We start from the raw sequence: 18154 nt of genomic DNA on the forward strand, positions 1-18154 counted from the left end.
TGGATTACCGGCAGCTTTTCCGGCGCGCTGTAGTTTTACTACAAATCCCTGCCCTTTTCATGCCCTTGCGGGTGGAGGGCAGCGGGGGAAACACAGGATACAGGCTTTTGGCCCCCTGTCCGGTTGTGGCTTGCATCGCAACCTGTGATCGAATGTATTCATGTGCAGGCTGTGCTGGGGATAATTCTGCCAAGTTCAGCCGGTATTTAGCTATTTATCACCTTTGTTCGACAGTTCAGGGACAGATGAACCTGTCTATACAGACCTTTACTGGGCTCTTCACGCTGCACAAGGATAGACCATGAACCTGCCTTTGCTGGTCGAAATTCCGGCCGTTCTCATGCCTTTGGTGTCGCGCAATCGCGAGTCGTTCCAGGCTGCTGTGGTGGGGGCTGAGGGCCTCTTCGCGGGCAGAGGGCTCAGCCGCCCGCCCCGCTCCCACAGTGAAATTGTGGGAGCGGGCTCTGCCCGCGAAGAGGCCCCCCCAGTCACCACACCCCTCAACTGGCCCACCGACCGCTGGCAACAATGGGACCGCGTCACCACAGCCAGCGACTTCGTCCTGCAGCAAGCCATCCAGAACCCCGCCATGCTGCTCGACCTCATCGCCAGCGGCGATCTGGACCGGTCCTTCAAACCCGGTGAACTGCGCGAACAGATCGCCCAGGCCGTGGCCCAGGCAGACAGTGAAGACGAACTGGCGCGCACCCTGCGCCGCCAGCGTGCGCGGCAACAGGTGCGCATCATCTGGCGTGACCTCAACCGCCTGGCCGACCTGGTGCAGACCTGTCGCGACCTGTCGGACATGGCCGACGCCTGCATCGACCAGGCCTACCAATGGCTGTACCCGCGCCACTGCCAGCAGTTCGGTACGCCCATGGGCCGGCGCAGCGGCGAGCAACAGCACATGGTCGTGCTGGGCATGGGCAAGCTGGGCGCGGTGGAGCTGAACCTGTCGTCCGACATCGACCTGATCTTCGGTTACCCCGAAGGCGGCGAAACCCAAGGGGTCAAGCGTCCGCTCGACAATCAGGAGTTCTTCATCCGGCTCGGCCAGCGCCTGATCAAGGCCCTGGACCCGATCACCGTCGACGGTTTCGTCTTCCGCGTCGACATGCGCCTGCGCCCCTACGGCTCGTCCGGTGCCCTGGTGCTCAGCTTCAACGCGCTGGAACAGTATTACCAGGACCAGGGGCGCGACTGGGAACGATACGCCATGATCAAGGCCCGCGTGGTGGCCGGTGACCAGCACGCTGGCGCGCAGTTGCTCGACCTGCTGCGACCGTTCGTCTACCGCCGCTACCTGGACTTCTCGGCCATCGACGCGCTGCGCACCATGAAACAGCTGATCCAACAGGAAGTGCGGCGCAAGGGCATGGCCGACAACATCAAGCTGGGCTCCGGGGGCATACGCGAAATCGAGTTCATCGCCCAGGCGTTCCAGCTGATCCATGGTGGGCGTGACCTGAGCCTGCAGCAACGCCCCTTGCTCAAGGTGCTGGCGACCCTGGAGGGGCAGGGCTACCTGCCGGCTGCGGTGGTCGATGAGTTGCGCGAGGGCTATGAATTCCTGCGTTACACCGAGCACGCCATCCAGGCGATCGCCGATCGGCAGACGCAGATGCTGCCCGATGACGAGCTGGACCGTGCGCGCATCGCCTTCATGATGGGCTTTGCCGACTGGAACGCCTTTCACGAGCGGCTGATGCACTGGCGTGGCCGCACCGCCTGGCATTTCGCGCAGGTGATCGCCGATCCGGATGAAGACGCCGACGCCAGTGATGCCCTGGTCATCGGCGGCGAATGGCTGCCGTTGTGGGAAGAAACCCACGACGCCGATTCGGCCTGCCGACAACTGCAGGAAGCCGGTTTCAGAGACGCGCGCCAGGCCCTCAAGCGCCTCGAAGACCTGCGCGCCAGCCCGCAACTGCGCGCCATGCAGCGCCTGAGCCGCGAACGTCTGGATGCCTTCATCCCGCGTTTGCTGGCCCAGGCGGTGGAACACGCCGACCCGGACCTGATCCTGGAGCGGGTATTGCCGCTGGTGGAAGCCGTGGCACGGCGTTCGGCGTACCTGGTGCTGCTGACGGAAAACCCCGATGCCCTGCGTCGCCTGCTGACTCTTTGCGCCGCCAGCCCATGGATCGCCGAGCAGATCGCCCGCTTCCCCTTGCTGCTCGACGAATTGCTCAACGAGGCGCGCCTGTTCAACCCGCCACTGGCACCGGAGCTGGCGGCCGAGCTGCGTGAACGGCTCACCCGCATCCCCGAGGACGACCTGGAACAGCAGATGGAAGCGCTGCGTCATTTCAAGCTGGCGCACAACCTGCGCGTGGCGGCCTCGGAAATTGCCGGTGGGTTGCCGCTGATGAAGGTCAGCGATTACCTGACCTGGCTGGCCGAAGCGATTCTGGAGCAGGTGCTGGCGCTGGCCTGGCGTCAGACCGTGGCTCGCCACGGAGTACCCAAGCGGCCCGACGGCAGCGACTGCGATCCGGCGTTCGTCATCGTCGGCTATGGCAAGGTCGGCGGTATCGAGCTGGGGCACGGCTCGGACCTGGACCTGGTGTTCATCCACGATGGCGATCCGAGCCTGGAAACCGATGGTGCCAAGCCGATCGACAGCGCCCAGTTCTTCACTCGCCTGGGGCAGCGCATCATCCACCTGCTGACCGCGCAGACCAACTCCGGCCAGTTGTACGAGGTCGACATGCGCCTGCGCCCCTCCGGCGCGGCGGGGCTGCTGGTCAGTTCGGTGGCGGCGTTCTCGCGCTATCAGCAGACCGAGGCCTGGACCTGGGAGCACCAGGCCCTGGTGCGCGCCCGGGTGCTGGTGGGTTGTCGCCAGACCGGTGAGGCGTTCGAGCAGGTGCGCGGCGCCGTGCTGGCCAAGCCACGCGACCTGGACACCTTGCGTGCCGAGGTCAGCGATATGCGTGCGAAGATGCGCGATAACCTCGGCACGCGTCAGACCGCAGCAGGGCGAGGCGCCAATGCCTTCGAAGCTGGCCAGCGCTTTGACGTCAAGCAGGACGCCGGTGGTATCGTCGATATCGAATTTATGGTGCAATACGCGGCTCTGGCGTGGTCGGGCAAACACCCGGACCTGCTGCGTTATACCGACAACATTCGCATTCTCGAAGGCCTGGAAGAGGCCGGATTGTTGCCCGCCGCCGATGCCGGATTGCTGCGCGAAGCCTATAAGGCCTACCGCTCGGCCGCCCATCGCCAGGCCCTGCAGAAGCAGGCCGGGGTGATCCCGGGCGACCAGTTCACCGATGAACGGCGCGAGGTGATGCGGATCTGGGGTGAGCTGGGGTTGAGCTGAATTCGATGGTGCCTGTGCGGGCCTCTTCGCGGGCAGAGCCCGCTCCCACCAAAGCCCGCGCCACATGAGGTCAACTGTGGGAGCAGGCTCTATTGTGGGAGCGGGCTCTGCCCGCGAAGAGGCCCTCATGAACACCCCGACCTGCAAAACCAGCACCACCCGACTGACTGTTCTGGAAAACTATGAGAATTCTGATCATTGGGCCTAGCTGGGTCGGTGACATGGTAATGGCACAGACCCTGTTCCAGAGCCTCAAGCAACGGCACCCCGATTGCCTGATCGACGTGCTGGCACCCGAATGGAGCCGCCCGATCCTGGAGCGCATGCCGCAAGTGCGCGCGGCCTTGAGCTTTCCGCTCGGCCACGGCGCGCTCGAACTGGCCACGCGCCGACGCATCGGCAAAAGCCTGAAGGGTCAGTACGACCAGGCCATCCTGCTGCCCAACTCGCTGAAATCGGCGTTGGTGCCGTTCTTCGCCGGCATCCCCAAACGCACCGGCTGGCGTGGCGAGTTTCGCTATGGCCTGCTCAACGACGTGCGCACGCTGGACAAGCAACGCTACCCGTTGATGATCGAACGCTTCATGGCCCTGGCCTTCGAGCCCGGCGCTCTGCTGCCGCAGCCGTATCCGCGCCCCGAGCTGCGCATCGACCCAGCCAGCCGCGACGCCGCGCTGGCCAAGTTCGGCCTGGCCCTGGACCGTCCGGTACTGGCTCTGTGCCCCGGCGCCGAGTTCGGCGAGGCCAAGCGCTGGCCGTCCGAGCACTACGCCGAAGTGGCCGAGATCAAGATCCGCGAAGGCTGGCAGGTCTGGCTGTTCGGTTCCAAGAAGGATTTCCCGGTAGGCGAGGCCATTCGCGAGCGGCTGATTCCGGGCCTGCGCGAGGAAGCCTATAACCTGTCCGGCGAGACCGCGCTGGCCGAGGCCATCGACCTGATGTCCTGCGCCGACGCCGTGGTTTCCAACGATTCGGGCCTGATGCACGTGGCCGCCGCGCTCAACCGACCGCTGGTGGCGGTGTACGGCTCGACCTCGCCCGGCTTCACGCCACCCTTGGCGGAAAAGGTCGAAGTGGTGCGCCTGGGCCTAGACTGCAGCCCGTGTTTCGACCGCACCTGCCGCTTCGGCCACTACAATTGCCTGCGCCTGCTGGAACCCCAGCGGGTTGCCGATGCGTTGCAGCAGGTGGAAGGGCCGGCCACGGTCGAACTGACAGTCAAGGCGGAATGAATTGCGGGTACTGCTGATCAAGACCTCATCCATGGGCGACGTCATTCATACCCTCCCGGCGCTGACCGATGCGGCCCGAGCCGTGCCGGGCATCCGTTTCGACTGGGTGGTGGAGGAGGGCTTCGCCGAGATTCCGAAATGGCATCCGGCCGTGGACACGGTCATTCCGGTGGCCATCCGTCGCTGGCGCAAAAACCTCTGGCAGGCCTACAAGAGCGGTGAATTCAAGCAACTGCGTCAGCGTCTGCGCGCCAACCGCTACGATCTGGTGATCGACGCCCAGGGGTTGCTCAAGAGCGCCTGGCTCACACGCCTGGTCAAGGCCCCGGTGGCCGGCCTCGACAAGGGCTCGGCGCGCGAAGGCCTGGCCAGTCGTTTCTATCATCGGCGTCTGGCGGTCGCGCGCGGCCAGCATGCGGTCGAACGCGTGCGCCAGCTGTTCGCCCTGGCGTTGGGCTATGACCTGCCCGAAGGCACCGGCGACTACGGCCTGAATCGTCTGCAATGGCGTGATCTGATTCCCGGCCCGGCGTTCGTGGTGTTCCTGCACGGCACTACCTGGGACACCAAGCACTGGCCGGAAATCTACTGGCGCGAGCTGGCCGAACGCCTTGGCCATGCCCATATCCAGGTGCGCTTGCCGTGGGGCAACGAAGCCGAACAGGCGCGCGCGCAACGCATTGCCGCCGGCCTGAAGAATTGCGTGGTCCTGCCCCGGTTGAATCTGGCCGGGATGGCGCAGACCCTGGCCGAGGCCCGCGCCTGCGTGGCGGTCGACACCGGCCTTGGCCATCTGGCCGCCGCCCTGGACGTGCCGACCATCTCCCTGTTCGGGCCGACCAACGTCGGCCTGACCGGCGCCTACGGCCGCAGCCAGGTCCACCTGGCCAGCGATTACCCGTCGTGCGCACCCTGCATGCAGAAAAAATGTACCTACCAGCCGACGCCGGACGACCAGCGTCGGTTCGATCTCAAACGCGAGTGGCCGCTGTGTTTCACCCGGCTCAATCCCGAGCGCGTGGCAAGCCGATTGAGCGCCGTGTTACTGGCCGAGGATCTTCGTTGATGCAACTGGCATTCGTGCTCTACAAATATTTTCCCTTCGGTGGCCTGCAGCGCGACTTCATGCGCATTGCCCTGGAATGCCAGCGCCGTGGCCACAGCATCCGCGTCTACACGCTGATCTGGGAGGGCGAGGTGCCCGAAGGCTTCGAGGTGCAGGTCGCGCCGGTCAAGGCGTTCTTCAACCATCGGCGCAACGAGAAACTGCTGAGCTGGATGCAGGCCGACCTGGCCAAGCGTCCGGTCGACCGCCTGATCGGTTTCAACAAGATGCCCGGCCTGGATGTCTATTACGCCGCCGATGGCTGCTATGAAGACAAGGCGCAGAACCTGCGCCATTCGCTGTACCGCTACTGGGGTCGCTACAAGCATTTCGCCGACTACGAACGCGCAGTGTTCGGGCGCGGCGCCAAGACCGAAATCCTGATGATTTCCGAAGTCCAGCAACCGCTGTTCATCAAGCATTACGACACCCCGCTGGCGCGCTTCCACCTGCTGCCGCCGGGCATTGCCCAGGACCGCCGTGCGCCGCCGGATGCGGCCTTGATCCGCGCCGAGTTCCGCGGTGAATTCATGCTCGAAGACGACGAACTGCTGCTGGTGCAGATCGGCTCGGGCTTCAAGACCAAGGGCGTGGATCGCAGCCTCAAGGCCATGGCGGCCTTGCCGACGGCGCTGCGCAAGCGCGTGCGGCTGATGGTCATCGGCCAGGACGACCCCAAGCTGTTCCAGATGCAGAGCGCAGCGCTCGGCCTGGGTGACCGGGTGCAGTTCCTCAAGGGCCGCAGCGACATTCCGCGCTTCCTGCTTGGCGCTGACGTGCTGATCCACCCGGCGTACAACGAGAACACCGGTACCGTACTGCTCGAAGCCGCCGTGGCCGGCCTGCCGGTGCTGGTGTCGGCGGTGTGTGGCTATGCCCATTACATCGCCGAGGCCGACGCCGGGCTGGTGCTCAGCGAACCCTTCGAGCAGGAAGAGCTCAACCGCTACCTGCAACGCATGCTCGAAGACGACAGCGCGCGAGCCGCCTGGTCGGCCAATGGCCTGGCATTCGCCGACAGCGCCGACATCTACAGCATGCCTGAGCACGCCGCCGACGTTATCCTGGAGGCGCGACCATGAAACTGGTGCTCGAGGAGCCGTTCAAGACGCTGTGGGCCGGGCGCGATCCGTTCGTGGCCGTCGAAGCGCTGCAAGGTGAAGTGTTCCGCGAGCTCGAGGCGCGCCGTACGCTGCGCACCGAAGTCGATGGCAAGGGCTATTTCGTCAAGATCCACCGCGGCATCGGCTGGGCGGAGATCGCCAAGAACCTGCTCACCGCCAAGCTGCCGGTGCTCGGCGCCGGCCAGGAATGGAAAGCCATTCAGCGCCTGCGCCAAGCTGGCGTGCCGAGCATGACGGCGGTGGCCTACGGCGAGCGCGGCAGTAACCCGGCCGATCAGCATTCGTTCGTCATCACCCAGGAGCTGGCGCCGACCATCGACCTGGAAGTGCTGAGCCTGAACTGGGTCAAGCAGCCACCCGAGCCTGCGCTCAAGCGCGCCCTGATCGCCGAGGTGGCACGCCTGGTCGGCATGATGCACCGCGCCGGGGTCAACCACCGCGACTGCTACATCTGCCACTTTCTGCTGCACACCGACAAGCCGGTCACGGCCACGGATTTCAAGCTGTCGGTGATCGATCTGCACCGCGCACAGGTGCGGCCGCGCATCACCCGCCGCTGGCGCAACAAGGACCTGGCCGCGCTGTATTTCTCGGCGCTGGACATCGGCCTGACGCGCCGCGACAAGCTGCGTTTTCTGCGTGACTATTTCCAGCAGCCGCTACGCCGCGTGCTCAAGGAAGAAGCGCAGCTGCTCGGCTGGCTCGATGGCAAGGCGAACAAGTTGTACGACCGCAAGCAACGTTACGGGGACGCGCTCTGATGGCCGGCTGGAATCTGGAAGCGGGCTATGAACACCTGCAGGCCGACTTCGGCAGCCTGGAAGCGGTGTTCGCCCTGACCGGCGAGCGTCTGACCCGCGACCCGTTGTCCGAGGTGATTCGCGTCCAGCGCGGCGGGGTGACCTATTACGTCAAGCGCTACGTGGGCGCCGGCAAAGGCCTGCGCGCACACCTGGGCAAGCCGCGGGTGAAGGCCGAATGGCAGAACCTCAAGCGCTTCGCCAAGTGGGGCATCCCGACCGCCGAGGTGGTGGCCTGGGGCCTGGAGCGCAATGGCGCCAGCTATGACCGCGGCGCGCTGATCACTCGCGAACTGCCCAATACCCAGGATCTGCATCACCTGGCGCAGAGCGGTGATCCACGCCTGCGCAACCGTGCCTGGGTCGACCACATCAGCCGCCAGTTGGCGCAACATACACGGACCCTGCACGACAACCACTTCACGCACAACGATCTGAAGTGGCGCAACCTGCTGGTCGACGACAAGGACGTGCTGTACTTCATCGACTGTCCCAATGGTGCGTTCTGGCGCAGCTTCATGTTGCGGTATCGCATCATCAAGGACCTCGCCTGCCTGGACAAACTGGGCAAGCGCGAGCTGTCCAACACTCAGCGTTTGCGCTTCTACCTGCAGTACCGCCGCCGCGAAAGGCTCAATGCGTCGGACAAGCTGCGCGTGCGCAAAATCGTCAAATTCTTCGAGGGCCGCGAATGAGCGACTTCATCGCCAGCGAGGAGCGCGCCTTGCTCGAGCGCCACGGGCTGGCCACGTTCGACGCACTGTGGAACCTGCAACTGGACGCCGTGGATGAACCCAACACCGGTCGTGGCGGCTGGAGCAGCGTGTACCGCCTGGATCTGGAAGGCCGCGGCTTCTACCTCAAGCGCCAGAGCAACTACCTGACCCGGACCCTGGCCCGACCGTTTGGCGAGCCGACCTTTGCCCGCGAGTTTCGCAACATCAGCCGCTATCGCAAGCAGGGGATTCCGGCCTTGCAGGCGGTGTTCTACGGTCAACGGCAGGTTCAGGGCGATACCCGCGCCATGCTCATGACCCGCGCGCTGGACGGCTGGTCCGACCTTGACGCGGTATTGCAGCAATGGCCGACCTTGGCCCCCGATACGCGCCGAGCGGTGCTGGTGGCGGTCGGCGAGCTGGGGCGCATCCTGCATTCGGCAGGGCAGGTGCATGGCTGTTTCTACCCCAAGCACATTTTCCTGCGCGCCACGGCGAGCGGGTACCAGGCGCAGTTGATCGACCTGGAAAAAACCCGGCCATTGCTGTTCGGCCAGCGCGACCGCGCCAAGGACCTGGAACCGCTGCTGCGCCGGTCGCCGCGCTGGCAGGCGGCGGATATTCGTGTATTGCTGGCTGCGTACCTTGCGCAGCCTGAAGCCAGCCCTCTGGTCGACGCCTGGCTTCAACGCTTGAGCCGCCGTCGCAGTCACAAGGAAGGGCGCTAGATGTGTGTTGCTGCAGCTGGCCTCTTCGCGGGCAGAGCCCGCTCCCACAGAAGAATGCACGGCATGTGCTCTTTGTGGGAGCGGGCTCTGCCCGCGAAGAGGCCCTTCCTGCCAGCCACCCATCCAGCGCCCCACCTTACCTACAACAAGAGGCCCGCCGATGCGCCTGTCTGAACTGACCCAAGCCGGCCGCACCCCAGCCCTGCCATTGAGCATCACCTTGGCCGACGCCGCCGGTCCTGCCGAGCTGCAACTGCTGACCCTGCTGCGCGTTCTGCCCGGCCAGCGCTACGTCGGCGCCGGTGTCTGGCGGGGCCGCACCGTGCTCGCCAAACTTCTGGTCGGCAGCAAGGCCGCACGGCATTTCCAGCGCGAACTGGCCGGCGTGCGCCTGCTCGCCGAACAGGGCCTGACCACCCCGCAACTGCTCGCCGACGGCCTGCAGGAAGGCGAGGGCGGCTGGCTGCTGTTCGAGTACCTGGAAAACGCCCACAGCCTGGCCGACGAATGGGCCCGCGTGGAAACCCTGCCACCCCTGGCCGATGAACAGAGCGCCGTGCTCAGCGAGGCCCTCGGCGTCATCGGCCAGATGCATGGCAAAGGCCTGTGGCAACAGGACCTGCACCTGGACAACCTGCTGCGCCACAACGGCCAGGTGTACCTGATCGACGGCGCCGGCATCCAGGTCGAAGAGGCGGGCAAGCCCCTGTCGCGGCAAAAGGTGCTGGAAAACCTCGGTGTGTTCTTCGCTCAGTTACCCAAGCACCTGGAACCCTTCACCGAAGAGTTGCTGGTGTACTACCTGCTGGCCAACGGCGAACACGGCCTGCCCATGGAAGCGCTGCAGAAGCAGATCGACAAGGTCCGCGCCTGGCGCCTCAAGGACTATCTGGGCAAAGTCGGCCGCGACTGCAGCCTGTTTAGCGTCCAGGACAACGCCTCCAGGCTGCGTGCCGTGCGCCGCGAAGAAGAGGCCGCCATGCTGCCCGTGCTGGAGCGTGCCGACGCCCTGCTCGAACAAGGCCACATCTACAAGACCGGCGGCGCCGCCACGGTCGGCCGTGTTCACAGCCAGGGCCGCGACCTGCTGATCAAGCGCTACAACATCAAGAACCTGCTGCACTGGGGCAAGCGCTTCTGGCGCCCGAGCCGTGCCTGGCACTCCTGGGTCGAAGGCAACCGCCTGCTGTTCCTCGGCATCGCCACGCCCAAGCCCCTGGGCGTGCTGGAGAAACGCGTGCTGTGGTTGCGCCGCGAGGCCTACCTGGTCACCGAGCACCTGAGTGGCCCGGACCTGATCGAATGCTTCGCGCCCCATGTCGACACCGGCGAGGTCCCCGAGGCGCAGTTGCAGGCACTGGATCGATTGTTCGCCGACCTCAAGCGCGAGCGCATCAGCCATGGCGATCTCAAGGGCCACAACCTGTTCTGGCACAACGGCCGCTGGGCGCTGATCGACCTGGACGCCATGCAACAGCACGCCAGCGATAGCCGTTTCGCCGAAGCCCATACGCGCGACCGCGAGCGGTTGCTGCGCAACTGGCCCGAGGCCAGCGCGTTGCGCGTCTTGCTGGATCGGCGCTTGCCCTGATCCCAGCGCTGGCGCGGTGCCAACTATGCACGTCCATGGCAGGCGGGTGGGTTTCTAACCTCGTGGGCTCCCATCCACGAGGTCCCGCCATGAGCACCACAACCCCTGATTCAGCTGGCAACGACACCTTCGAAGCACACAGAACTGCGCAGGTGAATTACTGGCGGCAGCGTATCAAGCAGATCGCCACCCAATACCCCGACATCGAAAGCGCCGCCTTCGATGCGGCCCGTACGCTGCTGGCACAATTGGGCAGCGGCGCCCACGACCCGTATCAGGTCTACTGGCACTGGTTCGACTCCGCCAACAGCAGCCCACGCACTTTCACCGGCTGGGAACACTACGGCAGCCCCAGGCAGTCCATGACCTTGGTCGAACTGGTGATGCGCCGTTTCGATCTGGATCAGCAGCGCAACAGCGACCTGCTGGCGCAGATGGGCGGGTTCTACACGGCCGACGAAAACGCCCATGTCTATAACGAGCACAACGAGGTCCGCCTGGATCCTCGCGAAGTGCTCACCTATTTCTGGCGCATCGACTTCGCCAGCCAGTACCTGTCCCGCGTGCGCGGTTTCTGGATCAACAACCAGACGACCTATCGGTTCGTATCCAAGATCGGCCTGTTGTGCAGCGCCGTGCTGCAATGCCAGCGTGGCGACATGACCCCCGAGGATTTCATGGACGTCTACGACGCCGTGGCCAATGATCCCAGCGGCCCTTTCAGTCCGGAGAAGCTGTACGGGGACATCGTTGCGGGCTCGACCACGGTATTGCGCCCGCTGGACATCGGGGGGATGGTCTGTCAGAGCGTCATCCGTTTCTGCACCCGTCAAGGCCGGGAAATCCTCTATTGCGCCATGCAGCATCCGGCGTTCGTGACGGTGGCGGGCAAGCAGCAGCTCTACGAGTGGCTGCAAGCCCAGTTGCAGACTCCCGCCGCCCGGCGCGTGTTCGGCGTCCAGTTCGTCAAGCCCGAACACAATCAGGGCGCCGAATGGAGGACCTTGCAAGGCCACTTGGCCGACATTGCCCAGTCTCCCTGGAAAAACAGCGAGACACCCATCAACACCCAAGAGCGTCTGCTCGACGGTTATGGCTTCGATTTTCTGACTGCCAACCTCAAGACCGACATGGAGCTGGATGCCAAGTACCTGCTGACTTCCAACGCTCGGCTCGACAAGGGCCTGTGGCTCGGCTACCTGGACAGTTTTCTCAAGCTGTATGGCGGTTTCAGCCTGATCGGTTGGCCCATCGCAGCCGTGTCCATCGCTGCAGGCCTGATCGACATCGGCCTGTACACCGACAAGGCGATCAACGCCCTCAGCGACCAGGAACGTACCCAGGCCATCCGCGGGGCGGTACTTCAAGCCTTCAACGTCATGCTGACCCTGCCGCTGCTCGGCGATGCCAGCTCGCTGGGCGACTATGCACAGCTGGAAGTCGAGTCGACGGATGATCTGGATGCCGAAGCCGAGCTGCCGCCGCCCAGTGGCGAAGCCCGCGAAGACGACACGCCGACTTCGTCCGACGACGACTCGGATACGTCCTCCTCGGTCGCCTCGACCAGCGGGCAGGGTGATACCCCGGCAGCCCTGTCGCGTCGCAGCGCCCACGACCTGGCGGCGTGGCGCCCGGCGCTGTTGCGGGCCAACGATTTCACCCTGCACCGCACGGGGCGGTTCGCAGGCCTGTGCGTGCGCGCAGGCCTGGAGACCTTCGCACCGATCGACAACGCATTGTACCGCGTGCGCTTTGTGAGCCAGATCAAGCAGTGGGCAGTGGTGGATCCGTTCAACCCCTACGCGCTGAACAGCTACATCCCCATCTCGCTGGATGCCAAAGGCGTCTGGCAACCGGCCCAGCGAGTCACTGCGAGCATCGACACCCCGTTACAGCAGCCGTGGGATTGGAGCGGCGCGCCACTGGACGGCGACATCGGCCTGCAACCCCCCGCCGCGCCCATCACCGTCGACGTACCCCTGGATGGCGTCGAGAAGGTCATGGACCGCTACATGGTCCGCACGGTGGAGCGAGGTCCTCTGCTGGCCATGTACGATGCCGGCGAGAAGACCTGGCGGGCCAACCACCTGGGCAATACCGCCTATCTATGGCGCACGCCCGAGGGTGCCTGGCACAGCGGCGAGCGCGGTCAGTGGCTGGAGGCGGTCGCACACGCCCCCGCGCCCCATGACGTGAAAACGGTCACCCTGCCACCCTTGCCCGCGCCGGTGACCCAGGCCACGCCGATCCCCAAACTCCTGCATTACCTCTGGCTGGGCCATGAAATGCCCAGCCAGGCGCTGCTGGACAACCTGCTGGTCAACGCCGCCCGCATGAAAGGCTATCGCGTCATCATCCACACCGACATGGACACGCCCAGGCTCCTGCATCAACTGACCCGCCAGTTCGCCGGCAAGGATGAGTTCGAAGTCAGAGCGCTGGCCGAGCAGGACTTCTTCAAGACGCTTTGCGCAGGCCCCAGTGGCCCTCAGTACCGGGCGCTGCGCACCGGCCCGGCGAAGAACTATGCCGCCGCCAGCGACCTGCTGCGCTACCCGTTGCTGGACACCTACGGCGGTATCTACACCGACGTCGACAACACCTTCAAGGCGGCGACCCATGACATCGATCTGCCTGCCGGGCCGAACGATCTGTTGCTGGACGATGCCGTCACTCACGCCGACGTGCCATACAGTGGCTACAACAGCCACGTCCTGGGCAGCCATCCCGGCAATCCGGTGCTCAAGGCCGTGAGCCGGTCCATTCAGCGCCGCTTCAAGGCTCGCCCGCAGTTCTACGCTCAGCCACGGCCGACCCTGAGCAAGACCGCCAGCGCCGTGGAAACGAAAATCTTCTGGGCCTACATCAAGGACACCTTCGAGATGACCGGTCCGCAGGTGCTCGACGACGTCCTGCGCGAAACCCGCCCCGACTACTACGACCTGGCCCTGCGCGCCGACCTGCGTCGCTCGCTGGGCATCAGCAGCGAGGAATACGAGCTGCGCCTGCTGGCGCGAGTGGAGCACTACTTTCCTTTCGCCAACCGCGCGGAAATCGTCGTGGGCAATCTCCATTCCTGGAAGTCCACGCGCTGAGGCTCGGCCGCTAGGCGTACCTTGCATCCGCAAATCAGGACACTTCCTGCGTTCGTATAGGATTAATCCTACAGACGTCCTTCCGGTACTCCCGGAGACTCCTGTCGCTTGGCGGCCCCTTGCGGGCCAGCGGCGGAGCAGGGAGGGGTAGACATGAGACTGGGGTACTTCATTCGGCTGGGTGACAAGACCTCGTGCGGCGGCACGGTGCTGGGCGGCGAGCGTGGCGTTACGCTGCTTGGCGTCCCGCGCTCGCGCGAAGGCGATCGCGTGTCGTGCGGCAAAAGCACGGGCGAGTTTCACATCGTCGGCGGTGTGGATCAGCTCAAGAGCAACGGCCGGCGCGTTGCGGGCAGCCTCGACAGTACCAGCAGCTGCCAGTGCAATGCGCTGCTGATCCCGTCCTCGTTCAGCACCCAGTACGAGTCCGTGCGCCAGGTCAAACCCCGGCCATCGGTCTTGCCGCGGCCGGACACGGCGTTGAACTGCGGCCATCCAGACCAGTTGCTGTCGATCACCACCTACCTGGCGAGCGAGATCAACGGCAACGTTCGCCACCCGACCATCGCCAGGATCGGCCAGCTCAATCGCTACGATGCCAGCCGGGCCATGCTCACCTACAAGGCGCTGCCCTGGCATGCGCGCTGGTGGACGCGCGACCCTCGGGTAGTGGCCAAGGCCTGCAAGGACGAAGCCGTGGCCCTGTGGGTCGAGCAGATGGACGACAACCGCGAATGGAATTACCGCGCCAAGGTCGCGCAGCTGCAGGACTCTTCCTGGCACAAGCAAGGCCGCTACCTCTACCACGTGGGTCTGTGGGCCGGTATTCACTACGGCTACCTGGGCATGGCGGCGGGGTTTCGGCCCGGCGTACTGGTCGACGGCATCGATGAGCACACGTCCCTGGAGCAGCGCCGCACCTTGCGCCACTGGCGCACCCCTGCCGATCGCCTGGCGATCAACATCGGCGTGGAACTCTACAAGCGCTATCCCGAAGGCGTGGTAACGGGCAAGGCGCTGCTCAGCGTGATCCTCGCAGCCGACCCGCAGAGCTGGGGCGCCGGCAGGCGGGAGCATCGCTGCGGCGCGCGCCTGCGACAGCCCGGCGCGTCGGTTCATGCGCTGGCCTCATACCCGCAGCGGGTGCCAACCATGTAGGCAGTCCGGCTCGCGCGGTTGCTTAAGCTGGGCCTCCCGAATGTGCGAGGCAAGACCATGAACGAGCCAACATCCAGCGCTGCAACCTCAACGACCATCACCGACAACAACACCGTCCAGCCCGATCCGATCGTTTCGAACATCCTCTTTTGGGAAAACAAGATCGCCGAGCTGATGCAGCAGTACCCTGACATCGAACGTGCCGCGCTGCAGATCGCTCGTCAGGTATTGGCCAGGGCAGGGCTGTTCGGTCTGGACCCTTACCAGGTGCACTGGCACTGGTTCGATTCGGCCAATAGCAGTGCGCGCACCTACACCGGCTGGGAGCATTACGGCCCGCCCAAGCAGTCGATGAACCTGGTTGAACTGGTCATGCGCCGCTTCGATCTGGATCAGCAGCGCAACAGCGACCTGCTGGCGCAGATGGGCGGCTTCTACCGTGTCGATCAGTCGGCCCACGTCTTCAATGAACAGAATGAAATCCGCCTGGACCCGCGCCAGGTGCATGCGTACTTCTGGCGTATCGACTTCGCCGCCTATTACGCTTCCAGGTTGCGTGGCTTCTGGATCAACAATCATGCCCTGTACTGCATGGTGTCCAAGCTCAGCATGTTGTGCAACGCCACCCTCAACTGCCAGAAGGGCCTGTTGCGCATCGAGGACTTCATCGAGGTGTATGCCGCAGTGGTGAATGATTCCAGCACGCCTTTCCGGCCGGAAAAACTCATGGGTGCTGTAGCGATGTGGTCCACCACCAAGATGCACAGCTTCGATATCGAGGGCATCGTCAGCCACACCATGTTGCGCTTTCGCACGGCGGCGGGCCGGGAAATCATCTATTGCGCCATGCAGGATCCAGCCTTCGTCGCCTTCGCCAATGCTCAAGAAATGTACGAGTGGGTGCAGGGGTATTTGACCACCGAAGAAGGCCGCCACCGTTTCGGCCTGCAGTTCGTGCGGCCCGAACACGACAGACACGGCCAATGGAATACCCTGCAAGGGCATCTGCGCGACATCGCCAGCACACCCTGGAACCAGCGCAAGACCCGGCTCAACGCGCAGCAACAGACACTGGATGGTTATGCCTTCACCTTCCTTACCGACCATTTGAAAACCGACATGGAGAACGACGCCAGCTACCTGTTGATTTCCAACAACCAGATCAGCAAGGGCATGTGGCTGGGTTATCTGGAAGCCTCGTTCAAGTTGTATGGCATTTTCAGCATGATGGGCTGGCCCATTGCGGCGCTTTCCATCGCAGCCGGCTTGGGCGCGGTGGGGTTGTATGCCGACAAGGCCATCAACGCGGTGAACGAGCGCGAGCGTTCCGAGGCGATTCGCGGTGCAGTGCTGCAGGCCTTGAATGTGTTTCTCACGCTGCCCTTGCTGGGCGACCTCACGACCATCGGTGACTATGAAGAGGTCGGTGTGCAAATAGACGTGGAGGCCGATGGCGAAGGTGCCTGGGGCAGTGTGGTCGAGGAAACCGGTGAAGGGGCCAGCGGCAGCGGCGGCAGTGGTAGCGACGATTTCGAGCCGCTTTATCTGGGCAGCGACGATGATCTTTCCAGCGCTTCCACTTCCAGCGATTCGCCTTCGCCCAGCCATGGGGCCGACGCCAACCGCCTGCTCGAATGGCGACCGGCCGTGGTACGCGGCCGCGATCTGCACGTCCAGACTCACGGCCTCATGGCCGGGCTCTACGTGCGTCAGGGAATCAGATCTATGCCCAGGTACAGAATGTGCTGTACCGCGTGCGCTACATGGTCGCGCTCAAGCAATGGGCAGTGGTCGACCCGCTCAACCCCTATGCCATCGACGCCTGCATCCCGCTAACGGTGGACGCCAAGGGGGCCTGGCATCCAGGCGAGCCCATCACCCTGGACTCGGTGGTCGAACCCCAGGACGCGATCGCATGGGATGTACCGCGTACCGAGCTGGCCAGCGACGTCCGCGTACCGCCTTTGGCTACGGCGATTCGTGTGACGGTGCCACTGGACGGTGTGGAAAAGGTCCTTGATCGCTACATGGTCCGCATCTCTGGCCGAGGATCGCTGTTGGCCATGTACGACGCCGACGAACAGACCTGGCGTCTCAACCACCTGGGCAACAACGCTTACCTGTGGCAGAGCGCCGAAGGTGAATGGCGCAGCGGCGACCGCCTGCAATGGCAAGGCGCTGTGGCTGACGCACCGGTCGCGCGCGCTACCAAGCGCATCGTGCTGCCACCGCTGCCCGCACCGCCCGTCAGCGCGCCGGCCATTCCGCAGGTGCTGCATTACATCTGGGTGGGCCATGAGCTGCCCGGTCAGGCCCTGCTCGACAACCTCGTCGGCAACGCCACGTTGATGAAAGGCTGGCGCACAGTCCTGCACGTGGATCTGGAAAGCGACGCGCTGCTGACCAAGCTCAAGGGCATCTTGGCCGACAAGCCTGAGGTGGAGATCGAACCCCTGGCCGATCAGGACTTTTTCAAAACCCTGCTGGCGGGCGACAGCGGCCCTCAGTACCGCGCGTGCCGCACGGGGCAGGCGAAGAACTATGCCGCTGCCAGCGACGTGTTGCGCTACCCGTTGATCGATGCTCACGGCGGGGTGTACATGGACGTGGACAACACCTTCGCCACCGCCCATGCCGACCTGCAACTGCGTGCAGGCCCCGAGGATGTGCTGCTCGACGACGCCGTGGTGCTGGCCGACGTTCCCTACAGCGGCTACAACGGTCATGTCTTCGCCAGCCATCCCGACAATCCGGTGCTCAAGGCTGTCACCCGTGCCATGCAGACCCGATTCAAGGCCAGGCCTGAGTTCTACGCCAAGCCACGGCCCACCCTGAAAAAGGGTGCCAGTGCCGGCGAAACCCTGACCTTCTGGCGCTACGTCAAGGACACGTTCGAGATGACCGGCCCGCAACTGCTCGACGACGTCCTGCGCGAAACACGCCCGGACTACTACGACCTGCTGCTGCGCGCCGACCTCAAGCAATCCCTGGGCATCAGCTCGCAAGCCTACGAGCGACAACTGGACGCCTGTGTAGAGCATTACTTCCCGTTTGCCAGCAAGGTTGAGGTGGAGGTGGGGAACCTGCACTCCTGGACGTCGACGCGCTGATCCGAGCGGCGGTACCTGCCGCATCAGACCACTGCGCACCCCTGTGATGAGGTTTGCAGCACCGCAACATCTGTCCACGGGGGCACCACGCCCGGTCGCTGCTTGCGCAGCGACCGGGCGTGCGTTCACTACCGTTTTTGCGAGACGACAGTGAGCGTGCGCGACAC

General features: G+C 64.4%; 12 protein-coding genes. All 12 read left to right on the forward strand.

The features are described 5' to 3' along the window. The first annotated feature begins 301 nt into the window (after window positions 1-301). The 12 genes from glnE to ABMD26_RS13380 all read left to right on the forward strand — a co-directional run bounded on the left by glnE (window position 302) and on the right by ABMD26_RS13380 (window position 17987). Window positions 302-3328, forward strand: a complete 3027-nt coding sequence (gene glnE, locus ABMD26_RS13325) for a bifunctional [glutamate--ammonia ligase]-adenylyl-L-tyrosine phosphorylase/[glutamate--ammonia-ligase] adenylyltransferase (protein ID WP_354310007.1) — start codon at window positions 302-304, stop codon at window positions 3326-3328. Between the two features lie 182 nt (window positions 3329-3510). After that, window positions 3511-4560, forward strand: a complete 1050-nt coding sequence (waaF, locus tag ABMD26_RS13330) for a lipopolysaccharide heptosyltransferase II (RefSeq protein WP_049861450.1) — start codon at window positions 3511-3513, stop codon at window positions 4558-4560. A 1-nt stretch (window position 4561) separates the two neighbouring features. Then, window positions 4562-5626, forward strand: coding sequence for a lipopolysaccharide heptosyltransferase I (gene waaC / locus ABMD26_RS13335; RefSeq protein WP_049861449.1), 1065 nt, complete (start codon window positions 4562-4564; stop codon window positions 5624-5626). Continuing rightward, complete coding sequence (locus ABMD26_RS13340) at window positions 5626-6747, forward strand: glycosyltransferase family 4 protein (RefSeq protein ID WP_354310010.1); 1122 nt, start codon at window positions 5626-5628, stop codon at window positions 6745-6747. Before waaC ends, ABMD26_RS13340 begins: the two co-directional genes overlap by 1 nt. Then, the gene (gene rfaP / locus ABMD26_RS13345) at window positions 6744-7550 is read left to right on the forward strand and encodes a lipopolysaccharide core heptose(I) kinase RfaP (RefSeq protein ID WP_354310012.1); all 807 of its coding nucleotides are present in this window, start codon (window positions 6744-6746) and stop codon (window positions 7548-7550) included. The genes ABMD26_RS13340 and rfaP overlap by 4 nt, the downstream gene beginning before the upstream one ends. Further along, window positions 7550-8284, forward strand: coding sequence for a lipopolysaccharide kinase InaA family protein (locus ABMD26_RS13350; protein ID WP_354310014.1), 735 nt, complete (start codon window positions 7550-7552; stop codon window positions 8282-8284). Before rfaP ends, ABMD26_RS13350 begins: the two co-directional genes overlap by 1 nt. Further along, window positions 8281-9033 (forward strand): lipopolysaccharide kinase InaA family protein, encoded by a 753-nt coding sequence (locus ABMD26_RS13355; RefSeq protein ID WP_354310016.1) that lies wholly within the window; start codon window positions 8281-8283, stop codon window positions 9031-9033. Before ABMD26_RS13350 ends, ABMD26_RS13355 begins: the two co-directional genes overlap by 4 nt. A gap of 160 nt (window positions 9034-9193) precedes the next feature. Beyond that, window positions 9194-10624, forward strand: a complete 1431-nt coding sequence (locus tag ABMD26_RS13360) for a lipopolysaccharide kinase InaA family protein (protein WP_320522411.1) — start codon at window positions 9194-9196, stop codon at window positions 10622-10624. Window positions 10625-10713: 89 nt separating this feature from the next. Beyond that, a complete protein-coding gene (locus tag ABMD26_RS13365; protein WP_354310019.1) occupies window positions 10714-13719 on the forward strand; it encodes a dermonecrotic toxin domain-containing protein in 3006 nt (1001 codons plus the stop codon). A 153-nt stretch (window positions 13720-13872) separates the two neighbouring features. Then, window positions 13873-14877 carry a polymorphic toxin type 44 domain-containing protein gene (locus ABMD26_RS13370; protein WP_354310021.1) on the forward strand — a complete coding sequence of 335 codons (1005 nt, stop codon included), beginning with the start codon at window positions 13873-13875 and terminating at the stop codon, window positions 14875-14877. 57 nt (window positions 14878-14934) lie between these two features. Beyond that, window positions 14935-16713: a dermonecrotic toxin domain-containing protein gene (locus ABMD26_RS13375; protein ID WP_354310023.1), complete on the forward strand. Its 1779-nt coding sequence runs from the start codon at window positions 14935-14937 to the stop codon at window positions 16711-16713. Further along, window positions 16620-17987 (forward strand): glycosyltransferase, encoded by a 1368-nt coding sequence (locus ABMD26_RS13380; RefSeq protein WP_354310025.1) that lies wholly within the window; start codon window positions 16620-16622, stop codon window positions 17985-17987. Before ABMD26_RS13375 ends, ABMD26_RS13380 begins: the two co-directional genes overlap by 94 nt. Window positions 17988-18154: the final 167 nt, after the last annotated feature.

This window comes from Pseudomonas sp. PvP001, from assembly GCF_040546375.1.
In the GTDB taxonomy this organism is placed as follows: domain Bacteria; phylum Pseudomonadota; class Gammaproteobacteria; order Pseudomonadales; family Pseudomonadaceae; genus Aquipseudomonas; species Aquipseudomonas coleopterorum.